Genomic DNA, 21,776 nt, shown 5'->3' with positions numbered 1-21,776 from the left:
TATCGTTCGCACGCCCACTGTTGGACGCGGATGGAAGACGATCAGCTGCCCCGCGCGTTGTAGACCACGGCGTCGGATGCCCCGAATGCGCGGAACACTTCGATCGCGTCGTCGTGACCGACGCCGACGGAGACACGGATGCCTCGCCGCTCGAACTCGCCTGCCCAGTCCGAGGGCATCGGCCCCTCGTCGAAGCCGGTGAGCGCTTCGACCTCGGCGCCTTCGCCGGCGATCGTGAGGGCACGCACACCCGACCACATCGTCGCGCCGTAGCACATGACGCACGGGCGCCAGTTGACGACGAGCTCGAGCTCCGCGCCGTCGGCGCCGAGGTCCCACCTGCCCAGCGCCCGCTGCGCGAGGCTCAGCGCCATCACCTCGGCGTGCGTCGCGCTGAGTCCGCTCTCGAGTACGACGTTCACACCCACCGAGACGAGCGCTCCGGATGCCGCATCCACCACGATCGCCGCGAACGGGCCGCCGTTGCCCGCACGCCAGTTGCGGTCCGCGAGCTCGTTCGCAAGAGACATCCGTTGCGGGGCGGTGGCGAGCGGCCTGGCCGAGATACCGTCGAGATCGTCGACGAGCCATGCCGGAAGCGCGACGGAGAAGGCGGTGGCGAGCGCGGCATCCATGCTGCCCATTCTGCCGCGCCCGTGACATTCGCATCAGAACCGGTGCCACGGCAGCAGCGTGACCCGCACCTTCACCTCACGCGTCGTCGTGTTGCCGCTCGGATCCGTTGCCTCGTAGACGAGGGTGTAGGTCGACCAGATCGAGGCGCGCACCCTCACCTCGGTGTCGGAGACGACCTCGATCGCCGCCTTCCTGTTGCCCGAGGCGCGTGTCTCGACGAGGGCCCACGACACCTCGCCCGAGTCGTCACTCGCCTCGACGTCGATCGTGACCGTGCGCCACTTGTTGTTCGGCGGCCAGATGACCGACGGGTCTGCCCTGACCGTGAGCTCGGGCGCCGTCGTGTCGGGCGGCGTGAGGTCGAGGCCGATGAGCACCGGGTCGTGGTCGCTCGAGCGGAACGCGTCGGGCGCGAAGAGCGCGTCTTGGGCATCCTTCTTGAACGTCATGTCATAGTCGATCAGAGTCGGCTCGTCGGCGTTGATGTGCCAGGCGGCCGCCCCCGTCACCTCGTCGACCAGGTCGGCGCCTGCGAGCGCGTAGTCGAGGTATCCGAGCTGGCCGTCGAACACGTAGGAGTACGCCTCCTCGCCGTGGAACTGCTTCTCGAGATCGGTGAACCCGGCAGCCGTGAGCACCTGGATCGGGTCTTCGTGGTCGTACGAGTTCAGGTCGCCGATGATCAGCTCACGGCCCGCGCCCTGACCCGTCGGGTCGCCGGCGAGCCAGTCGACCATGGCCTCGGCCGCGGCCGTGCGCACGCCGTTGCAGTTGCCCTGCCCGTTCGGGTCGGTCGGATCGCCGACATCTTCACAGGAGGAGCCCTTCGACTTCAGGTGGTTGACCGCCACGGTCATCTCGCCGCCGGTGCCGAGGTCGGTGAACGTCTGCGCCAGCACCGGGCGGTTCTTGTCGTCGAGGAACCGCGGGTCGACCGAGGAGTCGAGCACCGCGAAGTCGCCGACCGGCGCAACCTCGGCCGGCTTGTAGATGAGCGCGGTCGTGATGGCGTCGGTGCCGAGCACGCCGGTGTCGATCGCGGCGTACGTGCCCGCGCCCATCACCTCGTTGAGCGCGTCGACGAGCGTGTTCAGCGCGGTGCCGCCGTTGTTCTCGATCTCGATGAGCCCGAAGATGTCGGCGTCGAGCTGCGACATCGCACTGACGATCTTCGCCTCCTGGCGATCGAACTCGACCTGGTCGTCTGCGCCGCGCGAGCCGAACGTCGTGAAGTAGTTCAGCACGTTGAAGCTCGCGACCGTGGTGGTGCCGCCGACCTCGGGCACCTCGGGGCGCGGGTTCGCGACCGTGAAGTCGGCGCCCTCGGTGGGCTGCACGGCCCACAGGTCGAAGCGGAAGTCGAGCACGCCGGTGGCGTTCTGCACGACGTCGCCGCTGCGGAACGTGTTGTCGAGGGTGAAGACCTCGCCGTTCGGGTGGATGGCCGGGTCGGGGTTCTGTGCACTCCGCCCGTCGTCGATCGTGATCGCGTTGCGTGCGTTCGCCTCGGCCAGCGCGATGGCCTCAGGAGACCCGGCGTCATGGATCGCCGTGGGCTGGTTCAGCCGTTCGGTGCCGAGTGTGAGCTGGCCGAAGCGGGCGAACTCGAAGGTCTCGCCGATCACGAGCGGCTGCGGCAGCGTCACGCGCATGCCCTCGAGGGGCTCGTAGGCCTCGGGGCCGGCGGGGAGCGTGAACTCGACGGGGTCGGGCAGGGCCGCTCCGGTCTCGCAGACCGCGACGGCGTCGGCCGTGACCTCCGTCATGCCGAAGAACTCGCTGACCGAGCCGACGACATGCACGACATCGCCCATGGCCACATCGACCCCGCCGGGCGCGAAGACGAAGACGCCGTCGGATGTCGCGGCATCCGCGTCACCCGCATCCTGCAGGTAGTACCCGTCGAACCCGCCGGTCTGGAAGTCGCCGACGACGACGCCCTCGATCTCGACGGTCTGACCTGCCACCGGCGAAACGTCGCCCGAGCCCTGCACCGACCCGACGGAGACGACGGATGCCTCGCAATCCGCCTCGTCGGGCGGGTCGACCACGATCGTCGTCGAGTTCTCGGCGCCGGGAGTGTTCACGGCTTCGCCGTCGATGAGGGTGCCGACGTTTCCGGGGATGCCGGCGAGGTCGAAGTCATTGCGCACCCAGTCGGCGGTCGAGTCGGTGTCGGTGCCGTCGGGGATGCGGGATGCGCCGCCGGGGGCGAAGGCGAGCCCGTCGTACGAGACCCCGAGGGTCACGCCGCCGTACGTCGCGTCGCCCGTCGTGCCGTCGTCGACCGCGACCGCGTCGACGAGGGCGACGCCGTCGGGGAGCTCGAGGACGCCGTCGTCGTTCGCGTCGAGGTCGTCTCCGACCGCACCGGCGAAGCCGGTGACCAGCAGCAGCGAGATCGTGCCGTTCTCGAGGGTGTTCGCGGCGAGGGACGCGAGCGCGCGACCGTCGGCGTCGGGGGCGCCGAATGTGATCACCTCGTCGGCGGTGCCGGGAGCCGTCGGGGTGGGCGAGCCGTTCGAGCTCGTCGTGTCGCCCTCGATCTCGAGCACGGCGTAGCCGCTGACGTCGGTGCCGGGCTCGACGAGCAGCTCCACGTACTCGACGTCGGTGCCCGCGGTGCTCGCCGAGAACTCGTTGATCACGGGGGCGGCGGGCTGCGCGTCGCCGCAGTCGGCGGTGTGGGAACCGAGCCCGTCGAAGGTGTCCTGTGCGTGGCCCTCCCACTCGGCTGCCGGATCGAACGCGTCGCTCGGGTCGGTGTCGCCCGCGCACACCGACCCGGCTCGCCGGAGCGTATTGTCCTGCGTCGAGACGAGGTCCGCGCCCCATTGCGATCCGGGGTCGACCCCCACCTGGCCGAGTGAGTCGACGACCGCGGCGCCTCGTCTCAGCACGACCGCGTCGTCGCCGTTCCACAGGCCGGCCCCGGTGGTCTGGTCGGCGTATGCGGCGAGGAGGTTGTCGGCGAACACGAAGGTGCCGCCGGCGGCGACCGCGCCGGCCAGCGCGTGGTCGGTGCTGGTGGTGCTGCCGTTGAAGTACACGCTCAGCGCGTACTGCGTGAGATCGATGCTCGTGTCGGTCGGGTTGTACAGCTCGACCGCCTTGTTCGTCGAACTGCCCTCGACGTACTCGCTGATGATGAGATCGCTCGGCGGGTCGGCCGCCGCGGCCGGGGCCGCGTACAGGCCGACCGTTAGCAGCGATGCCGCGGCGATGGTGACAGTGGAACGACGGACGAAGCGACGCATCTGGACTCCCCAGCCTCACTGCACGGGCACCCTCGTTGGCCCCGCAATGTTCGCCAGACTATGGGAGCGGCGACGCGATGCGGAAGGCCTACGCGCGTGAACGGTCGATGAAGCGATCAGATGTGCAGGATGCCGCGGCGGTGATGCACATCTGAGCAATGCGGGCCCGGGCTCGTCAGACGAGGGCCGCGGCATCCGCTCATCCCCCGCCGACGCTTCGGTAGTGTGAACGTGGGGGCGGAAACACACGAGCGCGAAGAGCGGAGAGGTCGGGCCCCGGTGACCATGACCCTCAAGGCGAAGCAGCGACGACGGCAACGCCGGCGGGCGATCGCCTATGTCGTGATCACCGCCGGATGGGCGGCCTCGATCTGGCTGGGCGCCACGCTGACACCGCCTGGATGGCTGCATGCCATCGCGCTCTTCATCCACCTCGCCTCGCTCGTCGTCAGCCTCGGCGCGGTGCTGGCGGTGGAATGGTACGGGCTGCTCTGGGCGACCGAGTGGCGTTCCGTGCGCGACGTCGCGAGGATCGACATCACCATGAAGCTCCCGATCTGGACCGGACTCGTCGGTCTGCTCGCGAGCGGCGCCTTGCTGCAGCCCGACCTCGCATCACCGGCCACATTCGTCAAGCTCGGCGCCGTGCTCATCGCGTCACTGAACGGCGTGGCGCTCACGCGGTGGACCGATCGCCTCTCCCGGTTCCCGCGGAAGCTGCGCTTCCGGGCGCTGCCCCGGAAGGCTCGCACCTGGTACGTCGCGAGCGCCGTCGTTTCCCAAGTCGCGTGGTGGACGGCCGTGATCATCGGAATGCTCAATTCGACGACCTGAGCGACGGACGGGTCGGCTTGGGCCGGCCCTCCTACGGGGGATAGGCTCGGCGATATGAGCACCGAGGGCGCGCACCTGCGGCGCGACCGCCGCCGGCAGCAGCAGCAGCAGCAGCGACGCCGCCGCAACGGGTGGGCGATCGTGGCCGGCGCCGTCGTGCTCCTCCTCGCCGCCGGCGGCGTGACCACCGCACTGATCGTCGGGGCTCAGAGCGGAGCATCCGATACGGACGCCACAGCCGAGCCGGCGGAGCCGATCGCCTTTCCCGATGACGAGCCGGCCACGGCAGCCGGCGACGCCCCGTGCACGACCGTGACGGTGCTCTCCTCGTACGAGAACGCCGAGATGGTGTCGAGGCTCGCGGAGGGCTACAACGCGCAGCCGCGAGACATCGACGGGAACTGCGTGACGGTCGTCGCGACGAAGGAGAAGTCGGGTGTCGCCGCCGAGAACGCCGCGGAGGCGTTCAACGTGCTGCCCGAGGATCAGCGCCCGATCGTGTGGGCACCCGACGCGAGCTCGTGGGTCTCGATCGCCCGGAACACCGGCGGCGGCGTGACCGTGCCGCCCGAGAGCACGAGCCTCGGGGCATCCGACATCGTGCTCGCCATGCCCGAATCTCTCGCATCCGCGATCGGCTGGGACGCGGAGCCCCCGAGCTGGGACGACGTCTTCGCGGCCGCCGCGAACGAGAATGCGTGGAGCGACCTCGGGCATCCCGAGTGGGGGGCGTTCAAACTCGGGAAGACCAGCCCGCTCATCGCGAGCTCCGGCGAGGCGGCCCTGCTCACGTCGTACGGTTCCGAGGCGGGCTCCATCGGAGAGCTGACGGTGAGCCAGATCGCCGACGACGAGGTGACCGAGGGGGTCAGGCAGCACGAGCTGGCGACGAGCCACTACATGGCCACCCCCGAGCACTTCCTCTGGCACGCGCGGCAAGCCGAGGAGCAGGGTTCCGCGGCGGACTTCCTCTCGGCCGTGATCGTCGATGAGAAGTCGGTGTGGGACTACAACCGCGGTATCACGAGCCGTGACGGCGTTACCCGGGTCGAGGGCGAGCCGCCGGCGGAGAAGCTCGTGCCGATCTACCCGGCCGACGGATTCTATGTGGCCGACAACCCCGCCGTGCTGCTCACCGGCTCGTGGATCGACGACCGCGAGACCGCTGCCGCAGAGGACTTCATCCGATTCACCGGCACGCAGCAGGGGCAGCAGATCGTGCGCGAGTCCGGCTATCGCGACCTCAACAATGAGCTGGACCCCCTGGTCGCAGAGGTCGGCGGATTCACCGCGGACCCGTCGGGGGCCCTGCCGTTCCCTGGAGCCGGCGTGCTCCGCGAGGCGCATGCCGCGTTCCCCGAGGTGCGCAAACGCGCCCAGGTGCTCTTCCTCCTCGACGTCTCGGGCTCGATGGAGGAGCCGATCGTCACGGGCGACACGAAGCTCGCCGCGGCGAAGGACGCGATCACGCAGGCGCTCGGTCACTTCACGCCGGGCGACAACGTCGGCCTCGCGGCGTTCTCGGCCGACGACGTCGGCCCCATCGCCCCGGGACTGGTGAGCCCGGTCGAGGACATCGGCAGCGGGCGTGCGGGATTCCTGCGGGCGCTCGGCGCCCTTCGGCCGATCGAGTTCACGCCGCTGTTCGCGGCGGTCGACGAGTTCGCGCGTCAGCGCGCCGCGGATTGGGACCCCGACCGCATCAACGCGATCGTGCTGCTCAGCGACGGCAAGAACGAGTACTTCGGTCCCTCGGTCACCGCCGAGCAGATGATCGCGAACCTGAACGAGCTGCACCACCACAGCCCGGTGCTCATCTTCACGCTCGCCTACGGCGCCGACGCGGATGTCGCGACGCTGCAGTCGATCTCGAGCGCGACCGGCGCCCACTACTACGACGCGACCGATCCGACGAAGGTGAGCGAGGTGCTCGGCGACCTCGTGACGAGCTTCTGACCTGTCATGCGGCGAGCTTCCCGCCCGCGCTGACCGCAGCGCCTCAGTCGCCGTGCTCGGCGAGCGGCCGCAGCACGTCGAGATCGGCGCCGACGGCGAGCAGGCGTGACACGAGCGCGCGGCGCGCGAGACGGTATGGCTCGTTCGACCCGGTCATGACCGAGCGGGAGTTCGCGGACTCGAGGAGCGCCGTGAACTCGAACGCGAGCTGCGCCGCGTCGGCGTCGGCGTCCAGCTCGCCGAGCTCGACCGCGTAGCCGAGCGAGAATCGCAGGTAGCCGTTCCAGCTCTCGAGCGCATCGGCGATGGCATCGCGCACCGGCCCCGGCTTGGCGTCGAAGTCGGCCACGGCGGTGTTGAAGAAGCATCCGCCCGGGAACACCCGGTCGCGGGAATACGCGATCCAGGCGTCGAGCAGGGCGACGATGCGACGGATGCCGCGGGGCCGGGCCCGCGCGGGCTCGAGCACGGTCTCGCGGAACCGCTGCGACGCCGCCTCGACCGTGGCGAGCTGCAGCCGCTCCTTCGTGCCGAAGAGCGTGGCGACGCCGCTCTTGCTGACCCGCGCCGCCGTGGCGAGGCGGCCGATCGACAGCCCGTCGAGGCCCTCGACCGAGGCGATGTCGACCGCGTTCGCGAGCACGACGCGGCGCGAGGCAGCTCCTCGCAGGCGTCGTCCGTCGATCTCGGTCATGCTCTTTATTTTACGCACGAACGTTCGTATAGTGTAAGCACGATCGTTCGTATTCATTGAACGGATGTCGCGAGGCATCCGGCATCCGCCAGATATCCGCCTGACATGCACCACCGGAGGCCGCCATGAACGCCACCACCGTCGCCGTCACCACCGTCGCCGTCACCACCGTCGCCGTCACCGCCGTGCGCGCCGCCGACCGCATCTCCCCCGCGCTCGCGGGGCGTCTCGCCCTACCCCTCTTCCGGCGGGTGCGCCCGCCGTTGCCGGTGCGCCCGACCGACCGCGCGGTGCACGACCACGCCGAGCGCGGCACGATCACCGTTCGCGGACGCGACATCGCGACCTACGCCTGGGGACACGGCCCCGAGACGGTGCTGCTCGTGCACGGTTGGCGCGGCCGGGCATCGCAGTTCGGCGCGATCGTGCGCGAGCTCCGGGCCGAAGGGTACCGCGTCGTCGCGTTCGACGCGCCCGCCAACGGCGACTCGGCGGGCCGGCGCACCGACATCCGCGACTATCGCGCCGCGATCGACGAGCTGCAGCGACGGCACGGCATGTTCCGGCTCATCATCGGCCACTCGTTCGGCGCGCTCGCCGCGCTCACCGCGGTGCGCGAGGGCACCGCGACCGGGGGCGTCGTCGCCATCGCCGGCATGGCCGACGCCCGCTACCTCGTGGACTCCTTCGCCGCTCGCGTCGGCATCGGGCGCGCGAGCGCCGACGTGCTCGCGCGCGAGTTCGCACGACGGGTGCTCCCCGACATCGACGAGCCGTACGCTCGCTTCGACGCGGTCGCCGACCCGCTTCCGGCAGACGTGCCGCTGCTCGTCGTACACGACCGCGGCGATCGCGAGGTCGCCGCATCCGAATCGCTGCGACTGCACGAGGCGCACGGCGAGCGCTCGCGGCTCGTGCTCACCGACGGCGCGGGCCATTCCCGCGTGCTCGGCGTCGATCCGACGCTCGACGCCGTCACCGCGTTCGCCACGGGCGGGCTCGCCGCGCTCGATGTCGCACTTCGACACAACGATGCCGAGACGGTCGTCCGCTTGCCACGATGAGTGGATGCATCGCCAGCCCGCCCTCGTCGGCATCTCCCACGGCACCTCATCGCCCGACGGCCGGCGCGCCGTGCGCGGGCTGCGTGACGCCGTCGCGGCGGAGGTGACGATGCGGTATCCGGATGCCGCGCCGTCGGTGCGGCTCGGACACGTCGACGTCGAGCAACCCGACGTGCCCGCGACGCTCGGCTCGCTCGACCCGGGCGAGCCGACGGTCGTCGTGCCGCTCCTGCTCTCGGCGGGCTACCACGTGCACGTCGACCTCACCGAGGCGGTCGCCGCGGCATCCGACCGGCCGGTCGTGCTCGCCGCCGCGCTCGGACCCGACGACCGGCTCGCGACCGTGCTGCTGCGGCGCCTCACCGAGGCGGGGCTCCGCGACGACGACCGCATCGTGCTCGCCGTCGCAGGGTCGAGCGACCGGCGCGCGGTCGAACACTGCCGTGACATGGCCGGGCGCCTCGCTGCGGCATCCGCTCGCGAGGTCACCGTCGGATTCCTCTCGGCCGCCGAGCCCGCCCTTCCCGGCGCGGTGGACGCGGCGCGGCGGGCGGCGGGCAGCGGCGCGCCTCGCTCGCCTCGTGTCGTGCTCGCGAACTTCCTGCTCGCTCCCGGATACTTCGACGACCTCGCTCGTCGCGCCGGAGCGGATGTCACGGCCCGGCCGCTGCTCGTGCCGGGCGAGCCGGCGCCCCCCGAACTCGTCGAGATCGTGCTCGACCGCTACGCCGCGGCATCCGCTCGCCTGAGCTGACCGGCCTCGTACCCGGTTCGGCCCTCCCTCGCCTGCGACCCGTCGGCCGCTCGCCCAAGCCCTCCGGCCCGCTCGCCGGAATCTGCCAGCCGATTTCATCGTGTGAGACCCGCCTCACGTGAGGCGGACCTCACATGAGCCGGCCGGAACAGCCTGCCGGAACAGCCTGCCGGAACAGCCTGCCGGAACAGCCGGCCGGAACAGTCAGCCGGAACAGGGAACCCCGGGTACCGCTCGCTGGTTGCGATTCGCGACGCCGTGTGACGCTATGCGACACGACATGACCGGGCATGACACACGGGCTGTCGGCGGCGACCGACGTCGCCTAGCTTCGACCCCACGCACCCGCTCGGGTGCCCGGCCGAGGAAGGAGAGCGACCGTGACGACACCCACGACGGATGCCGCGACCACAGAGACGACGACGGATGCCGCGACTGCGCGCACCCGCACCGAGCGTGCTGTCGGCCCCGCCCGCCCGGGCCGCGACGCCCACGCCGAACGCCCCGCGCGCGCCGACCGCCCCACGCACGCCGACCGCCCCGCGCGCGCCGACCGCCCCACGCACGCCGACCGCCCCGCGCGCGCCGACCGCCCCACGCACGCCGAACGCCCCACGCGCGCCGACCGCCCCACGCACGCCGAACGCCCCACGCGCTCCGACCGCCCCACGCGCCCCGCCCGCCCCGCCTCCCGCCCCCACGGCCAGTGGAAGATCGACGGCACGGCCCCGCTCAACGCGAACGAGGTGTGGAAGCAGGAGGACGGCGGCCTCGCCGTGCGCGAGCGCATCGAACGCATCTACGCGAAGGGCGGGTTCGAGTCGATCGACCCGACCGACCTGCACGGCCGGTTCCGCTGGTGGGGCCTCTACACGCAGCGCAAACCCGGCATCGACGGCGGCAAGACCGCCACGCTCGAACCGCACGAGCTCGAGGACGAGTTCTTCATGCTGCGCGTGCGCATCGACGGCGGGCAGCTCACGACCGCGCAGCTGCGCGTGATCGGCGAGATCTCGACCGAGTTCGCCCGCGACACCGCCGACCTCACCGACCGCCAGAACGTGCAGCTGCACTGGGTGCGCGTCGAGGACGTGCCCGAGATCTGGCGCCGCCTCGAGGCCGTGGGGCTCGGCACCACCGAGGCGTGCGGCGACGTGCCCCGCGTCATCCTCGGCTCGCCCGTGGCCGGCATCGCGGCCGACGAGCTCATCGACCCGACGCCCGCGGTCGAGGAGATCCAGGCGAAGTACATCGGCGACCCCGCCTACGCGAACCTTCCGCGCAAGTTCAAGTCCGCGATCACCGGGCATCCCAGCCAGGATGTCGTGCACGAGATCAACGACGTCGCGTTCGTGGCCGTCGAGCATCCGACGCTCGGCGTCGGGTACGACCTGTGGGTCGGGGGCGGACTCTCGACGGCGGCCCACCTCGCCGTGCGCGCCGGCACGTTCGTCGAGCCCGCCCGCGTCGCCGAGGTCTGGGAGGGCGTCGTCTCGATCTTCCGCGACTACGGCTACCGGCGCCTGCGCAACAAGGCCCGCCTCAAGTACCTCGTCGCCGACTGGGGCGCCGAGAAGTTCCGCGAGGTGCTCGAGACCGAGTACCTCGGGGCTGCGCTTCCCGACGGCCCGGCGGCACCGAAGCCGCGCGCGCAGGGCGACCACGTGGGCGTGCACCGTCAGAAGGACGGCCGCTTCTACATCGGCGTGACCCCGTTCGTCGGCCGAGTCTCGGGCTCGACGCTCACCGCGGTCGCCGACCTGCTCGGGCGCCATGGCTCGACGCGCCTGCGCACCACACCGCACCAGAAGCTCGTGCTGCTCGACATCGAGGAAGCCGCGGTCGAGCAGGTGATCGCCGAGCTCGACGGGCTCGGACTGCAAGCGCGCCCGAGCCTGCTGCGCCGCGGCACGATCGCGTGCACGGGCATCGAGTTCTGCAAGCTCGCAATCGTCGAGACGAAGCAGACGGCGACCGAGGCGGTGCTCGCGCTCGAGGCCCGGCTCGCGGGCATCGACCTGCCGCATCCGATCAGCCTGCACGTGAACGGATGCCCCAACTCGTGCGCACGCATTCAGACCGCCGACATCGGGCTGAAGGGCCAGCTCCTCCCCGACGGCGACGGCGGGCAGACGCCAGGGTTCCAGGTGCACCTCGGCGGCGGCCTCGCATCGGCCACGCGCGAGGAGGCCGGCACCGGACGCACCGTGCGCGGCCTCAAGGTCACCGCGGAGGGCCTGGCCGACTACGTCGAGAAGGTGGTGCGGCGCTTCCTCCAAGACCGCGACGCGACCGCCGACGAGACCTTCGCCGAATGGGCGCACCGCGCCGACGAGGAGGCCCTGCGATGAACACTCGCCGTTCCGCCGACGCGCTGCGCGCACTGGCTGAGTCGGGCAGCGCGCTGCTCTCTCCCGAAGGCGGGCCCGAGGCATCCGCCGACGAGGTCGTGGCCTGGGTCGCCGAGAACTTCCAGGCGGATGCCGCCGCGGTCGCCTGCTCGATGGCCGACGCCGTGCTTCCGCACGTGGTCGCCGCCCGGCTGCCCGGCGTCGACGTGCTGTTCCTCGACACGGGCTACCACTTCGCCGAGACGCACGTGACGCGCGACGAGGTCGCCCGCTCGCTCGACGTGCGAGTGGTCGACGTGCTGCCCGAGCAGACCGTGGCCGAGCAGGACGCGGAGTTCGGCGCCGGGCTGTTCGCACGCGACCCCGGGCTCTGCTGCGCACGCCGCAAGGTCGCCCCGCTGCAGCGAGCGCTCGGCGGGTACGAGCTGTGGTTCACGGGCGTGCGCCGCGAGGAGGCGCCGACGCGCACGAGCACGCCGCTCGTGACGTGGGATGAGCGCAACGGCCTCGTCAAGGTGAACCCGCTCGCGGCGTGGACCTTTGACGAGCTGCTCGACTACGCCGGTGCGCACCAGGTGCCCGTGAACCTCCTGATGGCGCACGGCTACCCCTCCATTGGCTGCGAGCCGTGCACGAAGCCCGTCGCGGCGGGCGAGGATCCGAGGTCGGGCCGCTGGGCCGGCCTCGCCAAGACGGAATGCGGGTTGCACTTATGAGCGTCACCGACACGATCCTCACCGGCGAGCGCCTCGACGCGCTCGACACCCTCGAATCCGAAGCGATCCACGTCATCCGCGAGGTCGTCGCCGAGTTCGAGCGGCCCGTGCTGCTGTTCTCGGGGGGCAAGGACTCGGTGCTCGTGCTGCACCTGGCCGCGAAGGCGTTCTGGCCGGCGCGCGTGCCGTTCCCGGTGCTGCACGTCGACACCGGGCACAACTTCCCCGAGGTCATCGCGTTCCGCGACAACACCGTCGAGCGCCTCGGGCTGCGCCTCGAGGTCGCGAGCGTGCAGGACTACCTCGACGACGGCCGCCTGCACGAGCGCGCCGACGGCACCCGCAACCCGCTGCAGACGCTGCCCCTCCTCGACGCGATCGCCGCGGGCCGCCACGACGCCGTCTTCGGCGGCGCGCGGCGCGACGAGGACAAGGCTCGCGCGAAGGAACGCATCCTGAGCCTGCGCGACGAGTTCGGCCAGTGGGATCCGCGCAACCAGCGCCCCGAGCTCTGGGACCTCTACAACGGCCGCCACACCGTCGGCCAGCACGTGCGGGCCTTTCCGATCTCGAACTGGACCGAGCTCGACGTGTGGCGCTACATCGAGCGCGAGGGCATCGAACTGCCGCCGCTCTACTACGCGCACGAACGCGAAGTGTATGCCCGCGACGGCATGTGGCGCGCCGTCTCCGAGGTGTCGCCGCCGCGGCCCGGCGAGCAGGTGGAGCGCCGCACCGTGCGGTACCGCACCGTCGGCGACATGAGCTGCACCGGCGCAGTGGAGTCGGACGCGGCATCCGTCACCGAGGTCGTCGCCGAGGTCGCCACCTCGACCCTCACCGAGCGCGGCGCGACCCGCGCCGACGACCGCATCTCGGAGGCCGCCATGGAGGATCGCAAGAAGGACGGGTACTTCTGATGAGCGACTCGACGCTGTTCCGCTTCGCGACCGCCGGCTCGGTCGACGACGGCAAGTCGACGCTCGTCGGCCGGCTGCTGCACGACTCCAAGGCGATCCTGGCCGACCAGCTCGAGCAGGTCGCCCGCACGAGCGCCGAGCGCGGATTCGGCGGCGAGCCCGGAGCGATCGACTTCGCGCTGCTCACCGACGGCCTGCGTGCGGAGCGCGAGCAGGGCATCACGATCGACGTCGCCTACCGCTACTTCTCGACCGGTCGGCGGTCGTTCATCCTCGCCGACTGCCCCGGCCACGTGCAGTACACCCGCAACATGGTCACCGGCGCGGCAACCGCCGACGCCGTCGTCGTGCTCGTCGACGCGCGCAAGGGCGTGCTCGAGCAGACCCGCCGCCACCTCGCGGTGGTGCAGCTGCTTCGCGTGCCGCACGTCGTCGTCGCGGTGAACAAGATCGACCTGCTCGGCTACGACGAGGCCGCATTCCAGGCGGTGGCGACGGATGTCTCCGCGCTCGCGCGCGACCTCGGCCTGCCCGAGGCACACGTCATCCCGGTCTCCGCGCTCGCGGGAGACAACATCGTCGAGCGCTCGGCGAACACGCCCTGGTACGACGGCCCGAGCCTGCTCGAGCTGCTCGAGACACTGCCGTCGCTCGACGAGCTCGAATCCGAGCTCGAAGCGTTGCGGATGCCGGTGCAGCTCGTCATCCGCCCGCAGGGCGCGCTGGCGCACGACGTCGACGACACCGAGTCGTACCGCGACTATCGCGCCTTCGCCGGACGCATCGCGTCGGGAACCGTGCGCGTCGGCGACGAGGTGGCGGTGTTCCCCGGCGGGGCGACGACGGTCGTCACGGGCATCGACGCGGGGCACGTGTCGCTCGAATCCGCGTCGGCCCCGCAGTCGGTGTCGCTGCGCCTCGCCGACGACCTCGATGCGGCCAGGGGTGCGGTGATCGCGGCATCCGGATCGCTGCCCGCGCCGCGGCGCGAGCTCGAGGCATCCGTGTTCCAGCTCGACCCCAGGCCGCTCGCGCCCGGAGCGCGCGTGCTCGTGAAGAGCGGCACGCAGACCGTGCAGGCGCTCGTCACCGCCGTGCGCGGCCGTCGCGACCTCACCACGCTCGCGCTCGAGCCCACCGACCACCTCGAGGCGAACGACATCGGGCAGGTCGAGCTCAGGCTCGCGGCCGAGCTCGCCGTCGAGCCGTACGCCGACCACCGACGTGCGGGTGCGTTCCTCGTGATCCACCCCCAGGACGGCGCGACCCTCGCGGCCGCGATCGTCACCGACCCCGCCGCATCCGCGACGGCCACCCCCGCCCGCACCGCCACCACCGAAGGAGCAGCAGCATGAACGCGACATCCCGCGTCCGCACTCGCTTGGGCCTGGTCGGCGGCATGATGCTCGCCACCGCGATCGTCGCGGTCGCCGTGCTCGCTCTCAGCGGCTGCGCGCCGCAGGCGGCGGCCGGTCAGGCGACGGATGCCTCGGGCTCGGCCGGCCCCGCCGAGGAGCTGCGACTCGGCTACTTCGCGAACGTCACCCACGCGCCGGCGCTCGTCGGACTCGAGGAGGGACTCTTCGAGGGCGCGCTCGGCGACACGAAGCTCACGACGCAGGTCTTCAACGCGGGCCCCGCCGCGATCGAGGCGCTCTCGGCCGGTGCGATCGACGCGGCGTACATCGGGCCGAACCCGTCGATCAACACGTTCATCCAGTCGGGCGGCGAGTCGGCGCACATCGTCGCCGGTGCCGCCACGGGCGGCGCCGCACTCGTCGTGCGCGACGGCATCGACTCGGTGAGGGACCTCGATGGCGCCACGCTCGCGACGCCGCAGCTGGGCAACACGCAGGATGTCGCGCTGCGCTCGTGGCTCGCCGACGAGGGCTACACGACCGACACGACGGGCGGCGGTGACGTGCACATCACGCCAACCGAGAACGCGCAGACCCTCACGCTCTTCCAGCAGGGCGGCCTCGACGGGGCATGGCTGCCCGAGCCCTGGGTCTCGCGGCTCCTCGCCGACGGCGGCAACGGCGCGCACGTGCTCGTCGACGAGACCGACCTCTGGGAGGACGGCGAGTTCCCGACGACGGTGCTGCTCGTGCGTGCCGAGTTCCTCGCCGAGCACCCCAAGACGGTGCGGGCGCTGCTCGAGGGGCACGTGGCATCCGTCGACTGGCTCGCCGAGCACGCCGACGAGGCGGCCGGTGTCATCAACTCGGTCATCGAGGCCGACACCGGAAAGCCGCTCGCCGACGCCGTGATCACCCGCGCACTCGAGCACGTGACCTTCTCGTTCGACCCGCACGCCGAGACGTTCGAGACCCTCGTCGAGAACGGCCTCGAGGCGGGCACGCAGAAGGAGGGCTCGATCGACGGGCTGTTCGACCTGCGGCTGCTGAACGAGCTGCTCTCGGCGTCCGGCGACGGGGCAGAGCCGGTCTCCGCCGGCGGCCTCGGCGAGGAGTAGGGCGCACCATGAACGGTCAGACGGCCATCCGCATCGAGCAGCTCGGCAAGCGCTTCGGCGCCGGTCCGCTCGTGCTCGACGACGTGAACCTGTCGATCGAGGCGGGTGAGTTCGTGTGCCTCCTCGGCGCCTCGGGCTGCGGCAAGTCGACGCTGCTGAACCTCATCGCGGGCCTCGACCGGCCGACAGCCGGCACGATCGACGTACCCGCCGAGGGCGCCGCCGTGATGTTCCAGGAGTCGGCGCTCATGCCGTGGCTCACCGCCCGACAGAACGTCGAACTCGCGCTGCGCCTTCGGGGCGTCGCGCGGGCGGCCCGGCGAGGCGAGGCGCTCGAACTCCTCGACACCGTCAACCTCGCCGATGCCGCGGAGAAGCGCCCGCACGAGCTCTCGGGCGGCATGCGCCAGCGCGTCGCCCTCGCCCGCGCCCTCGCACAGGACCGGCCCGTGCTCCTCATGGACGAGCCGTTCGCCGCCCTCGACGCGATCACGCGCGACCTGCTGCACGAGGAGCTCGAACGCGTGTGGCGCCGCACCGGCCGCACGATCGTGTTCGTGACGCACAACGTGCGCGAGGCCGCGCGCCTCGGGCAGCGCGTCGTGCTGCTCTCGAGCCGGCCGGGCCGGGTCGCAGGCGAGTGGCGCATCGACTCGACGGCCGGGCGCCGCATCGAGTCGCCCGAGGTCGCGGCGCTCTCGATCGAGATCACCGCCGAGCTCCGGAAGGAGATCCGCCGAAATGCCGCATGACACCGTATCGGTCGCTGAGCCCGTCGAAGCGACCCCCGACGCCACGCTCCCTTCGGCGAGCTCAGGGAGCGACGACCACGACCTCCGCAGCCTCGAAGCCGGCCTCGACCGCCTGCAGACCGACCCCGAGCGCGCGCCGAACCCCTGGCGTCGCTTCACCACGAGCGTCGTGCCGCCGATCGTCTTCGTCGTCGCGCTCGTCGCCGCGTGGCAGGCCTACGTGGCGATCGCCCAGCCGCGCCCCGACATCGTGCCCGGCCCGCTCGACGTCGTGACCGCGATCTCGCAGGCGTGGGAATCCGGCCGCCTGCAACTCGCCGTCGCCACGAGCCTCGAGCGCGGCGTGCTCGGATTCCTCATCGCGATCGTCGTCGGCACCCCGCTCGGCCTCCTCCTCGCCGAGGTGAAGCCCCTGCGCCGCGCGATGGGCCCGATCATCTCGGGCCTGCAGGTGCTGCCGTCGGTCGCGTGGGTACCGGCCGCGGTCATCTGGTTCGGGCTGTCGGATGCCACGGTGTACTTCGTCGTGCTCATGGGCGCGACGCCGTCGATCGTGAATGGACTCATCGCCGGCGTCGACCAGGTGCCGCCGCAGCTGCGGCGGGTGGGCACGGTGCTCGGCGCGGGACCGGGACGCCTCGCGACGCTCGTCGTGCTCCCCGCCGCCCTTCCAGGCTATGTCGCGGGCCTCAAGCAGGGCTGGGCGTTCTCGTGGCGCTCGCTGATGGCCGCCGAGATCATCGCCGTGGGCGGCACGATCGGCTTCGGCCTCGGCTCGATGCTCGACCAGAGCCGCGAGCTCGCCGACCTCGCCGGAGTGCTCGCGACCATTCTCGTGATCCTCGCGATCGGCATCCTCATCGAACTCGTCTTCTTCGCCCCGCTCGAGCGACGGATGCTCCGTCGCCGCGGCCTGCTCCAAGGAGGTGCCAAGTGACCCACACCCCGAACACCCCCACCGAGTTGCCCGAATTTGCACAAACTCGGGCAACTCGGGAGGGGGGCGCGCCAGGGCGGGTCACCCTCGTCGGCGCCGGCCCCGGCGACCCGGGCCTGCTCACGATCCGGGGCCTGCGCGCGATCGAGTCCGCCGACGTCATCGTCGCCGACCGGCTCGGCGCCCGCGGCGTGCTCGACGGCCTCGCCGCCGAGGGGGTCGAACTCCGCGCCGAGGTCGTCGACGTCGGCAAGCTCCCCGGCCACCATGCCGTGCCGCAAGACGCCATCAACGAACTGCTCGTCGCCCTCGCCCGCGACGGCAAGCAGGTCGTGCGCCTGAAGGGCGGCGACCCGTTCATCTTCGGACGCGGCGGCGAGGAACTCGCCTTCTGCCGCGACGCCGGCGTCGACGTCGAGGTGGTGCCGGGCATCACCAGCGCGATCTCGGTGCCCGCGATCGCGGGCATTCCGCTCACGCACCGCGGGTTCGCCACCACGTTCACCGTCGTCACCGGCCACGACCAGATCCAGTCCCTCGGCGGCGGGCGCGACCACACCGTCGTGCTCCTCATGGGCATCGGCACGCTCGCGAACTCCGCGATCACCCTCGCGCGCGGCGAGCGCGGCGGCGGATGCCCCGTCGCGATCATCGAGGACGGCTACGGGCCGCGCCAGCGCGTCACCGTCGGCACGCTCGACACGATCGCGCTGCAGGCGGCGCGTCGCGGCATCCGTTCGCCCGCCGTGGTCGTAGTCGGCGACGTCGTGACCCTCAGCCCCTACGCCCCCGAGGCCATCAGCACCGAGGCGCTCTCCCTCAACCGAAAGGCACAACAGCAATGACCCTCTCCCTCCGCATCGCGATCGTCGGAGCCGGCCCCGCCGGCATCTACGCCGGCAACATCCTGCACCGCCAGGTGACCGAGTCGGGCGGCGAGGTCGCGATCGACCTGTTCGAGTCGCTGCCCGCGCCGTACGGCCTCATCCGTTATGGTGTCGCGCCCGACCACCCGCGCATCAAGGGCATCGTGAACTCGCTGCACGAGATGCTCGACGCGGAAACGATCCGCCTGATCGGCAACGTCGAGGTCGGCCGCGACGTGACGGTCGACGAGCTGCGTGCCCGGTACGACGCCGTGATCTTCGCGACCGGCGCCCTGAAGGACGCCCCGCTCGACATTCCCGGCATCGACCTGCCGGGCTCCTACGGCGCCGCCGATCTCGTGGCCTGGTACGACGGGCACCCAGACGTGCCGCGCGAGTGGCCGCTCGAGGCCGAGCAGATCGCGGTCATCGGCAACGGCAACGTCGCGCTCGACGTCGCGCGCGTGCTGGCGAGGCATCCGAAGGACCTGCTTTCGACGGATGTCCCGGCCAACGTCGTCGCCGGACTCGAGGCGTCGCCCGTGACCGACGTGCACGTGTTCGGCCGGCGCGGCCCCACCCACGTGAAGTTCACCCCGATCGAGCTGCGCGAGCTCGGCGAGGTGCCGGGCGTCGACGTGATCGTCTACGACGACGACTTCGAGCGGGCCGCCGACGATCCGCACGCCGACCAGTTGCTGGCCTCGAACAACCAGGTCAAGGTGATGACCCGCACGCTCAACGGCTGGCGCAAGCCCGCCGAGGTCCCTGAGCCTGCCGAAGGGACCGGCCGCGGACCGCGACGTCGCCTGCACCTGCACTTCCTGCACGCGCCGGTCGAGGTGCTCGGCTCGTCGCGTGTGGAAGGCGTGCGCTTCGAGCGCACCCGCCCCGTCGGCGACGGCTCGGTCGAGGGCACGGGCGAGTTCGTCGACGTGCCCGTGCAGGCCGTCTACCGTGCGGTCGGCTACGCGAGCTCGCCGGTGCCGGGTGTGCCGTTCGACGAGCGCACCGCGGTCATCCCCAACGACGGCGGACGGGTGACGGATGCCGCGGGCACCCCCATCCCGGGCGTCTACGCCACCGGCTGGATCAAGCGCGGTCCCGTCGGCCTCATCGGGCACACCAAGGGCGACGCGCTCGAGACCGTCACGCACCTGCTCGCGGACTTCGGGTTCCCTGAGCCCGTCGAAGGGAACGCTCCCCGCCGCGCGACGCTCGCTTCGGCAGGCTCAGCGAGCGAGGACATCTTCGAGCTGCTCGAGGCCCGCGGCATCCGCTTCACGACCTGGGCCGGATGGCTGGAGCTCGACGCGCACGAGCGCCGGCTCGGCGAGGACTTCGAGGCACCCGCCGCGTACGCCGATGTGATTCGCGAGCGCGTGAAGGTCGTGCCCCGCGACGAGCAGGTCGAGATCTCGCGCGCCGACGTCCTGGCCCTGTCGTGACGTACGTCATCGCGCTGCCGTGCGTCGACGTCAAAGACCGCGCCTGCATCGACGAATGCCCGGTCGACTGCATCTACGAGGGCGAGCGCTCGCTCTACATCCACCCCGACGAGTGCGTCGACTGCGGCGCCTGCGAGCCGGTGTGCCCGGTCGAGGCGATCTACTACGAAGACGACCTGCCCGACGAGTGGTCCGACTACTACAAGGCCAACGTCGAGTTCTTCGAGATCTCGACCGGCTCAGAGCGAGCGCTCGGCTCGCCCGGCGGCGCTGCGAAGGTGGGGCCCCTCGACTTCGATCACCCGCTGGTGGCGGCGCTGCCGATGCAGGCGGGGACACACGCCTGAGCCAGAGCCTCGGCGTTTCGCTGGACACCCGGGGCTGCTCGATCCTGCCCGCCGCATGGCGTCACGCCCGGCGCCGCCCCCGCGGGCGCGGCCGTGCGGCATCCGCACCCGCGACCGCATCCGCCTCAGCATCGGTATCCGCAGGCACTCGCTGCGCACCGCCGAACGAGAACTCCGCGGCCTCGGCTGCAGCATCGTAGGCAGCGACCTCGGCGGGCGGCATCCCGAACAGCGACTGTGCGACGCGGGCGAGCGGCGGCACCTCCTGGCGCACCATGAGACGAAACGCCTCGTCGCCCTTGCCCTGCGGGTCGATGATGTCGTCATCACCGTGGGCGGTGCTCCTGACCGACCGTTTCTCGGCGATCGACGTGACCAGGGCGCGCATCTCGTCGACCGAGTCGGGCGCCGATCGCTCGGTCAGGCTATCGGCGATCCGGCCCGCCTCGCGGATCGTGAACGTGGAGCGCAGCACCGCTGGAACGAGCCGGAGCACCTCGTCGCGCTGATCACTCGAGGAGACGAGGACGAGGTCAGCCGCGCGAATCGCGCGCTCCGTGATCTGGGCGGCCCGATGCGCGGAGCCGTCGGTCCCGAGCGCTTCGGCGATCGCACGGGAGCGACGGCTCATCTTCGCTCCCACCGGTGCGCCGAGCCCCGCGCTCGTCACCCGTACCTGCGCGGCGACCGGCGCGGGCAGGTACCATCCGGCCCACCTCTCGAGCAGCACAGCGCCGAGCGCCGAACGGTTGACGTTTCCGGTGCACACGACGAGCACTGTGAACACATCAGTACTCACCAAGCAGCCTTCCGCCGATTCGGCCCACGAACCGGGCCCGTTCCCCGAACAGGGTTTCTCCGGTAGGAGTCTACGAGGCGGGATGCAGGTGCGGTTACTCAGGGTGCCGCACAGCGCCGTCGTCGACGAGTTGGTGGGGTCGCGAACGCGGCTCACGGCGGTGGGCGTCGGCGTCACGGTGCTGAGCGCGCAGCGCTGGCTCGACGAGCGGCTCTTCCTCTACGCCCAGTGGCTCGGGGCGATGGCGCGCTCGGTCGCGCTCACCGGCGCGGCGACGGCATCCGCTCGCTCAACGCCCGGCCGAGCCGGCCGCGGCATCCGCCTCGCTCAACGCCCGGCCGAACCCGCCTCGGTCACGCCAACGTCGGTGCGGTGGAAGTTCTGGAACGAGCGCGACGCGGTGGGCCCGCGCTGTCCCTGGTAGCGGTTCGCGTACTCGGCCGAGCCGTAGGGCCGCTCGCTCGGCGACGAGAGACGGAAGAAGCACATCTGGCCGATCTTCATGCCGGGCCAGAGCTTGATCGGCAGGGTCGCGACATTCGACAGCTCGAGCGTCACGTGCCCTGTGAAGCCCGGGTCGATGAAGCCCGCCGTCGAGTGCGTGAGCAGGCCGAGCCGGCCGAGCGAGCTCTTGCCCTCGAGCCGCGCGGCGACGTCGTCGGGAAGGGTGACGGCCTCGAACGTCGATGCGAGCACGAACTCGCCCGGGTGCAGGATGAACGGCTCGTCGGGCCGCACCTCGATGAGGCGGGTGAGTTCGGGCTGGTCTTCGGCCGGGTCGATGAACGGGTACTTGTGGTTGTCGAAGAGGCGGAAGTACCGGTCGAGCCGCACGTCGATGCTCGACGGCTGGATCATGCCGGGCTCGTACGGCTCCAGCCGGATGCGCTGCTTGTCGAGTTCCGCCCTGATGTCGCGATCCGAGAGAAGCACGTGTGCCAGCGTAGCAACGCGGGCCGGCATCGCTTG

19 protein-coding genes are annotated in these 21,776 nt (G+C 71.3%); 14 read left to right on the top strand and 5 right to left on the bottom strand.

The features are described 5' to 3' along the window. Positions 1–41: 41 nt before the first annotated feature. On the bottom strand, positions 42–635 hold the full coding sequence (locus tag ACFWN7_RS09105) for a nucleoside deaminase (protein ID WP_376938488.1): 594 nt from the start codon (positions 633–635) through the stop codon (positions 42–44). A gap of 33 nt (positions 636–668) precedes the next feature. Further along, positions 669–3,893 carry an ExeM/NucH family extracellular endonuclease gene (locus ACFWN7_RS09100; RefSeq protein ID WP_376938487.1) on the bottom strand — a complete coding sequence of 1,075 codons (3,225 nt, stop codon included), beginning with the start codon at positions 3,891–3,893 and terminating at the stop codon, positions 669–671. A 279-nt stretch (positions 3,894–4,172) separates the two neighbouring features. Between ACFWN7_RS09100 and ACFWN7_RS09095 the strand changes: the two genes are divergently transcribed. Together ACFWN7_RS09095 and ACFWN7_RS09090 are read left to right on the top strand one after the other, a co-directional pair. After that, a complete protein-coding gene (locus ACFWN7_RS09095; RefSeq protein ID WP_376938486.1) occupies positions 4,173–4,727 on the top strand; it encodes a hypothetical protein in 555 nt (184 codons plus the stop codon). 54 nt (positions 4,728–4,781) lie between these two features. Further along, entirely contained in the window at positions 4,782–6,683 is a 1,902-nt protein-coding gene (locus ACFWN7_RS09090; RefSeq protein WP_376938485.1) for a substrate-binding domain-containing protein, read from the top strand. Positions 6,684–6,726: 43 nt separating this feature from the next. On the opposite strand, the gene ACFWN7_RS09085 is transcribed toward ACFWN7_RS09090, so the two are convergent. Beyond that, the gene (locus ACFWN7_RS09085) at positions 6,727–7,377 is read right to left on the bottom strand and encodes a TetR/AcrR family transcriptional regulator (protein ID WP_376938484.1); all 651 of its coding nucleotides are present in this window, start codon (positions 7,375–7,377) and stop codon (positions 6,727–6,729) included. Between the two features lie 125 nt (positions 7,378–7,502). Between ACFWN7_RS09085 and ACFWN7_RS09080 the strand changes: the two genes are divergently transcribed. From ACFWN7_RS09080 to fdxA, 12 genes are all read left to right on the top strand, one after another. Continuing rightward, positions 7,503–8,441, top strand: coding sequence for an alpha/beta hydrolase family protein (locus ACFWN7_RS09080; protein ID WP_376938483.1), 939 nt, complete (start codon positions 7,503–7,505; stop codon positions 8,439–8,441). Between the two features lie 4 nt (positions 8,442–8,445). Further along, complete coding sequence (locus tag ACFWN7_RS09075) at positions 8,446–9,195, top strand: sirohydrochlorin chelatase (protein ID WP_376938482.1); 750 nt, start codon at positions 8,446–8,448, stop codon at positions 9,193–9,195. Between the two features lie 380 nt (positions 9,196–9,575). Beyond that, positions 9,576–11,546: a nitrite/sulfite reductase gene (locus ACFWN7_RS09070; protein WP_376938481.1), complete on the top strand. Its 1,971-nt coding sequence runs from the start codon at positions 9,576–9,578 to the stop codon at positions 11,544–11,546. Then, entirely contained in the window at positions 11,543–12,262 is a 720-nt protein-coding gene (locus ACFWN7_RS09065) for a phosphoadenylyl-sulfate reductase (protein ID WP_376938480.1), read from the top strand. The genes ACFWN7_RS09070 and ACFWN7_RS09065 overlap by 4 nt, the downstream gene beginning before the upstream one ends. Beyond that, the gene (gene cysD / locus ACFWN7_RS09060; RefSeq protein ID WP_376938479.1) at positions 12,259–13,182 is read left to right on the top strand and encodes a sulfate adenylyltransferase subunit CysD; all 924 of its coding nucleotides are present in this window, start codon (positions 12,259–12,261) and stop codon (positions 13,180–13,182) included. The genes ACFWN7_RS09065 and cysD overlap by 4 nt, the downstream gene beginning before the upstream one ends. Continuing rightward, a complete protein-coding gene (locus ACFWN7_RS09055) occupies positions 13,182–14,537 on the top strand; it encodes a sulfate adenylyltransferase subunit 1 (RefSeq protein WP_376938478.1) in 1,356 nt (451 codons plus the stop codon). The genes cysD and ACFWN7_RS09055 overlap by 1 nt, the downstream gene beginning before the upstream one ends. Then, positions 14,534–15,658 (top strand): ABC transporter substrate-binding protein, encoded by a 1,125-nt coding sequence (locus tag ACFWN7_RS09050; RefSeq protein WP_376938477.1) that lies wholly within the window; start codon positions 14,534–14,536, stop codon positions 15,656–15,658. The genes ACFWN7_RS09055 and ACFWN7_RS09050 overlap by 4 nt, the downstream gene beginning before the upstream one ends. Positions 15,659–15,666: 8 nt before the next feature. Further along, positions 15,667–16,410 (top strand): ABC transporter ATP-binding protein, encoded by a 744-nt coding sequence (locus ACFWN7_RS09045; protein WP_376938476.1) that lies wholly within the window; start codon positions 15,667–15,669, stop codon positions 16,408–16,410. Beyond that, positions 16,400–17,347, top strand: a complete 948-nt coding sequence (locus ACFWN7_RS09040) for an ABC transporter permease (protein ID WP_376938475.1) — start codon at positions 16,400–16,402, stop codon at positions 17,345–17,347. Before ACFWN7_RS09045 ends, ACFWN7_RS09040 begins: the two co-directional genes overlap by 11 nt. Then, positions 17,344–18,192: a uroporphyrinogen-III C-methyltransferase gene (cobA, locus tag ACFWN7_RS09035; RefSeq protein WP_376938474.1), complete on the top strand. Its 849-nt coding sequence runs from the start codon at positions 17,344–17,346 to the stop codon at positions 18,190–18,192. The genes ACFWN7_RS09040 and cobA overlap by 4 nt, the downstream gene beginning before the upstream one ends. Further along, positions 18,189–19,661 (top strand): FAD-dependent oxidoreductase, encoded by a 1,473-nt coding sequence (locus ACFWN7_RS09030; protein ID WP_376938473.1) that lies wholly within the window; start codon positions 18,189–18,191, stop codon positions 19,659–19,661. Before cobA ends, ACFWN7_RS09030 begins: the two co-directional genes overlap by 4 nt. Further along, on the top strand, positions 19,658–20,008 hold the full coding sequence (gene fdxA, locus ACFWN7_RS09025; RefSeq protein ID WP_376938472.1) for a ferredoxin: 351 nt from the start codon (positions 19,658–19,660) through the stop codon (positions 20,006–20,008). Before ACFWN7_RS09030 ends, fdxA begins: the two co-directional genes overlap by 4 nt. A 61-nt stretch (positions 20,009–20,069) precedes the next feature. On the opposite strand, the gene ACFWN7_RS09020 is transcribed toward fdxA, so the two are convergent. Then, positions 20,070–20,807: a hypothetical protein gene (locus ACFWN7_RS09020; RefSeq protein ID WP_376938471.1), complete on the bottom strand. Its 738-nt coding sequence runs from the start codon at positions 20,805–20,807 to the stop codon at positions 20,070–20,072. Between the two features lie 327 nt (positions 20,808–21,134). After that, on the bottom strand, positions 21,135–21,740 hold the full coding sequence (gene dcd / locus ACFWN7_RS09015) for a dCTP deaminase (RefSeq protein ID WP_376938470.1): 606 nt from the start codon (positions 21,738–21,740) through the stop codon (positions 21,135–21,137). Positions 21,741–21,776: the final 36 nt, after the last annotated feature.

Origin of the sequence: Agromyces sp. NPDC058484 (assembly GCF_042720415.1) — a bacterium.
Classification (GTDB): Bacteria; Actinomycetota; Actinomycetes; order Actinomycetales; family Microbacteriaceae; genus Agromyces.
Note: the sequence above shows the minus strand (reverse complement) of the source record. Positions and strands in the feature narration are given on the sequence as shown.

Coding starts and splice junctions, on each gene's coding strand:
- ACFWN7_RS09050 (WP_376938477.1), top strand. CDS start 14,534: ATGAACGCGACATCCCGCGTCCGCACTCGCTTGGGCCTGGTCGGCGGC.
- ACFWN7_RS09105 (WP_376938488.1), bottom strand. CDS start 635: ATGGATGCCGCGCTCGCCACCGCCTTCTCCGTCGCGCTTCCGGCATGG.
- ACFWN7_RS09075 (WP_376938482.1), top strand. CDS start 8,446: ATGCATCGCCAGCCCGCCCTCGTCGGCATCTCCCACGGCACCTCATCG.
- ACFWN7_RS09030 (WP_376938473.1), top strand. CDS start 18,189: ATGACCCTCTCCCTCCGCATCGCGATCGTCGGAGCCGGCCCCGCCGGC.
- ACFWN7_RS09090 (WP_376938485.1), top strand. CDS start 4,782: ATGAGCACCGAGGGCGCGCACCTGCGGCGCGACCGCCGCCGGCAGCAG.
- ACFWN7_RS09100 (WP_376938487.1), bottom strand. CDS start 3,893: ATGCGTCGCTTCGTCCGTCGTTCCACTGTCACCATCGCCGCGGCATCG.
- cysD (WP_376938479.1), top strand. CDS start 12,259: ATGAGCGTCACCGACACGATCCTCACCGGCGAGCGCCTCGACGCGCTC.
- ACFWN7_RS09045 (WP_376938476.1), top strand. CDS start 15,667: ATGAACGGTCAGACGGCCATCCGCATCGAGCAGCTCGGCAAGCGCTTC.
- ACFWN7_RS09065 (WP_376938480.1), top strand. CDS start 11,543: ATGAACACTCGCCGTTCCGCCGACGCGCTGCGCGCACTGGCTGAGTCG.
- ACFWN7_RS09040 (WP_376938475.1), top strand. CDS start 16,400: ATGCCGCATGACACCGTATCGGTCGCTGAGCCCGTCGAAGCGACCCCC.
- ACFWN7_RS09085 (WP_376938484.1), bottom strand. CDS start 7,377: ATGACCGAGATCGACGGACGACGCCTGCGAGGAGCTGCCTCGCGCCGC.
- ACFWN7_RS09080 (WP_376938483.1), top strand. CDS start 7,503: ATGAACGCCACCACCGTCGCCGTCACCACCGTCGCCGTCACCACCGTC.
- ACFWN7_RS09055 (WP_376938478.1), top strand. CDS start 13,182: ATGAGCGACTCGACGCTGTTCCGCTTCGCGACCGCCGGCTCGGTCGAC.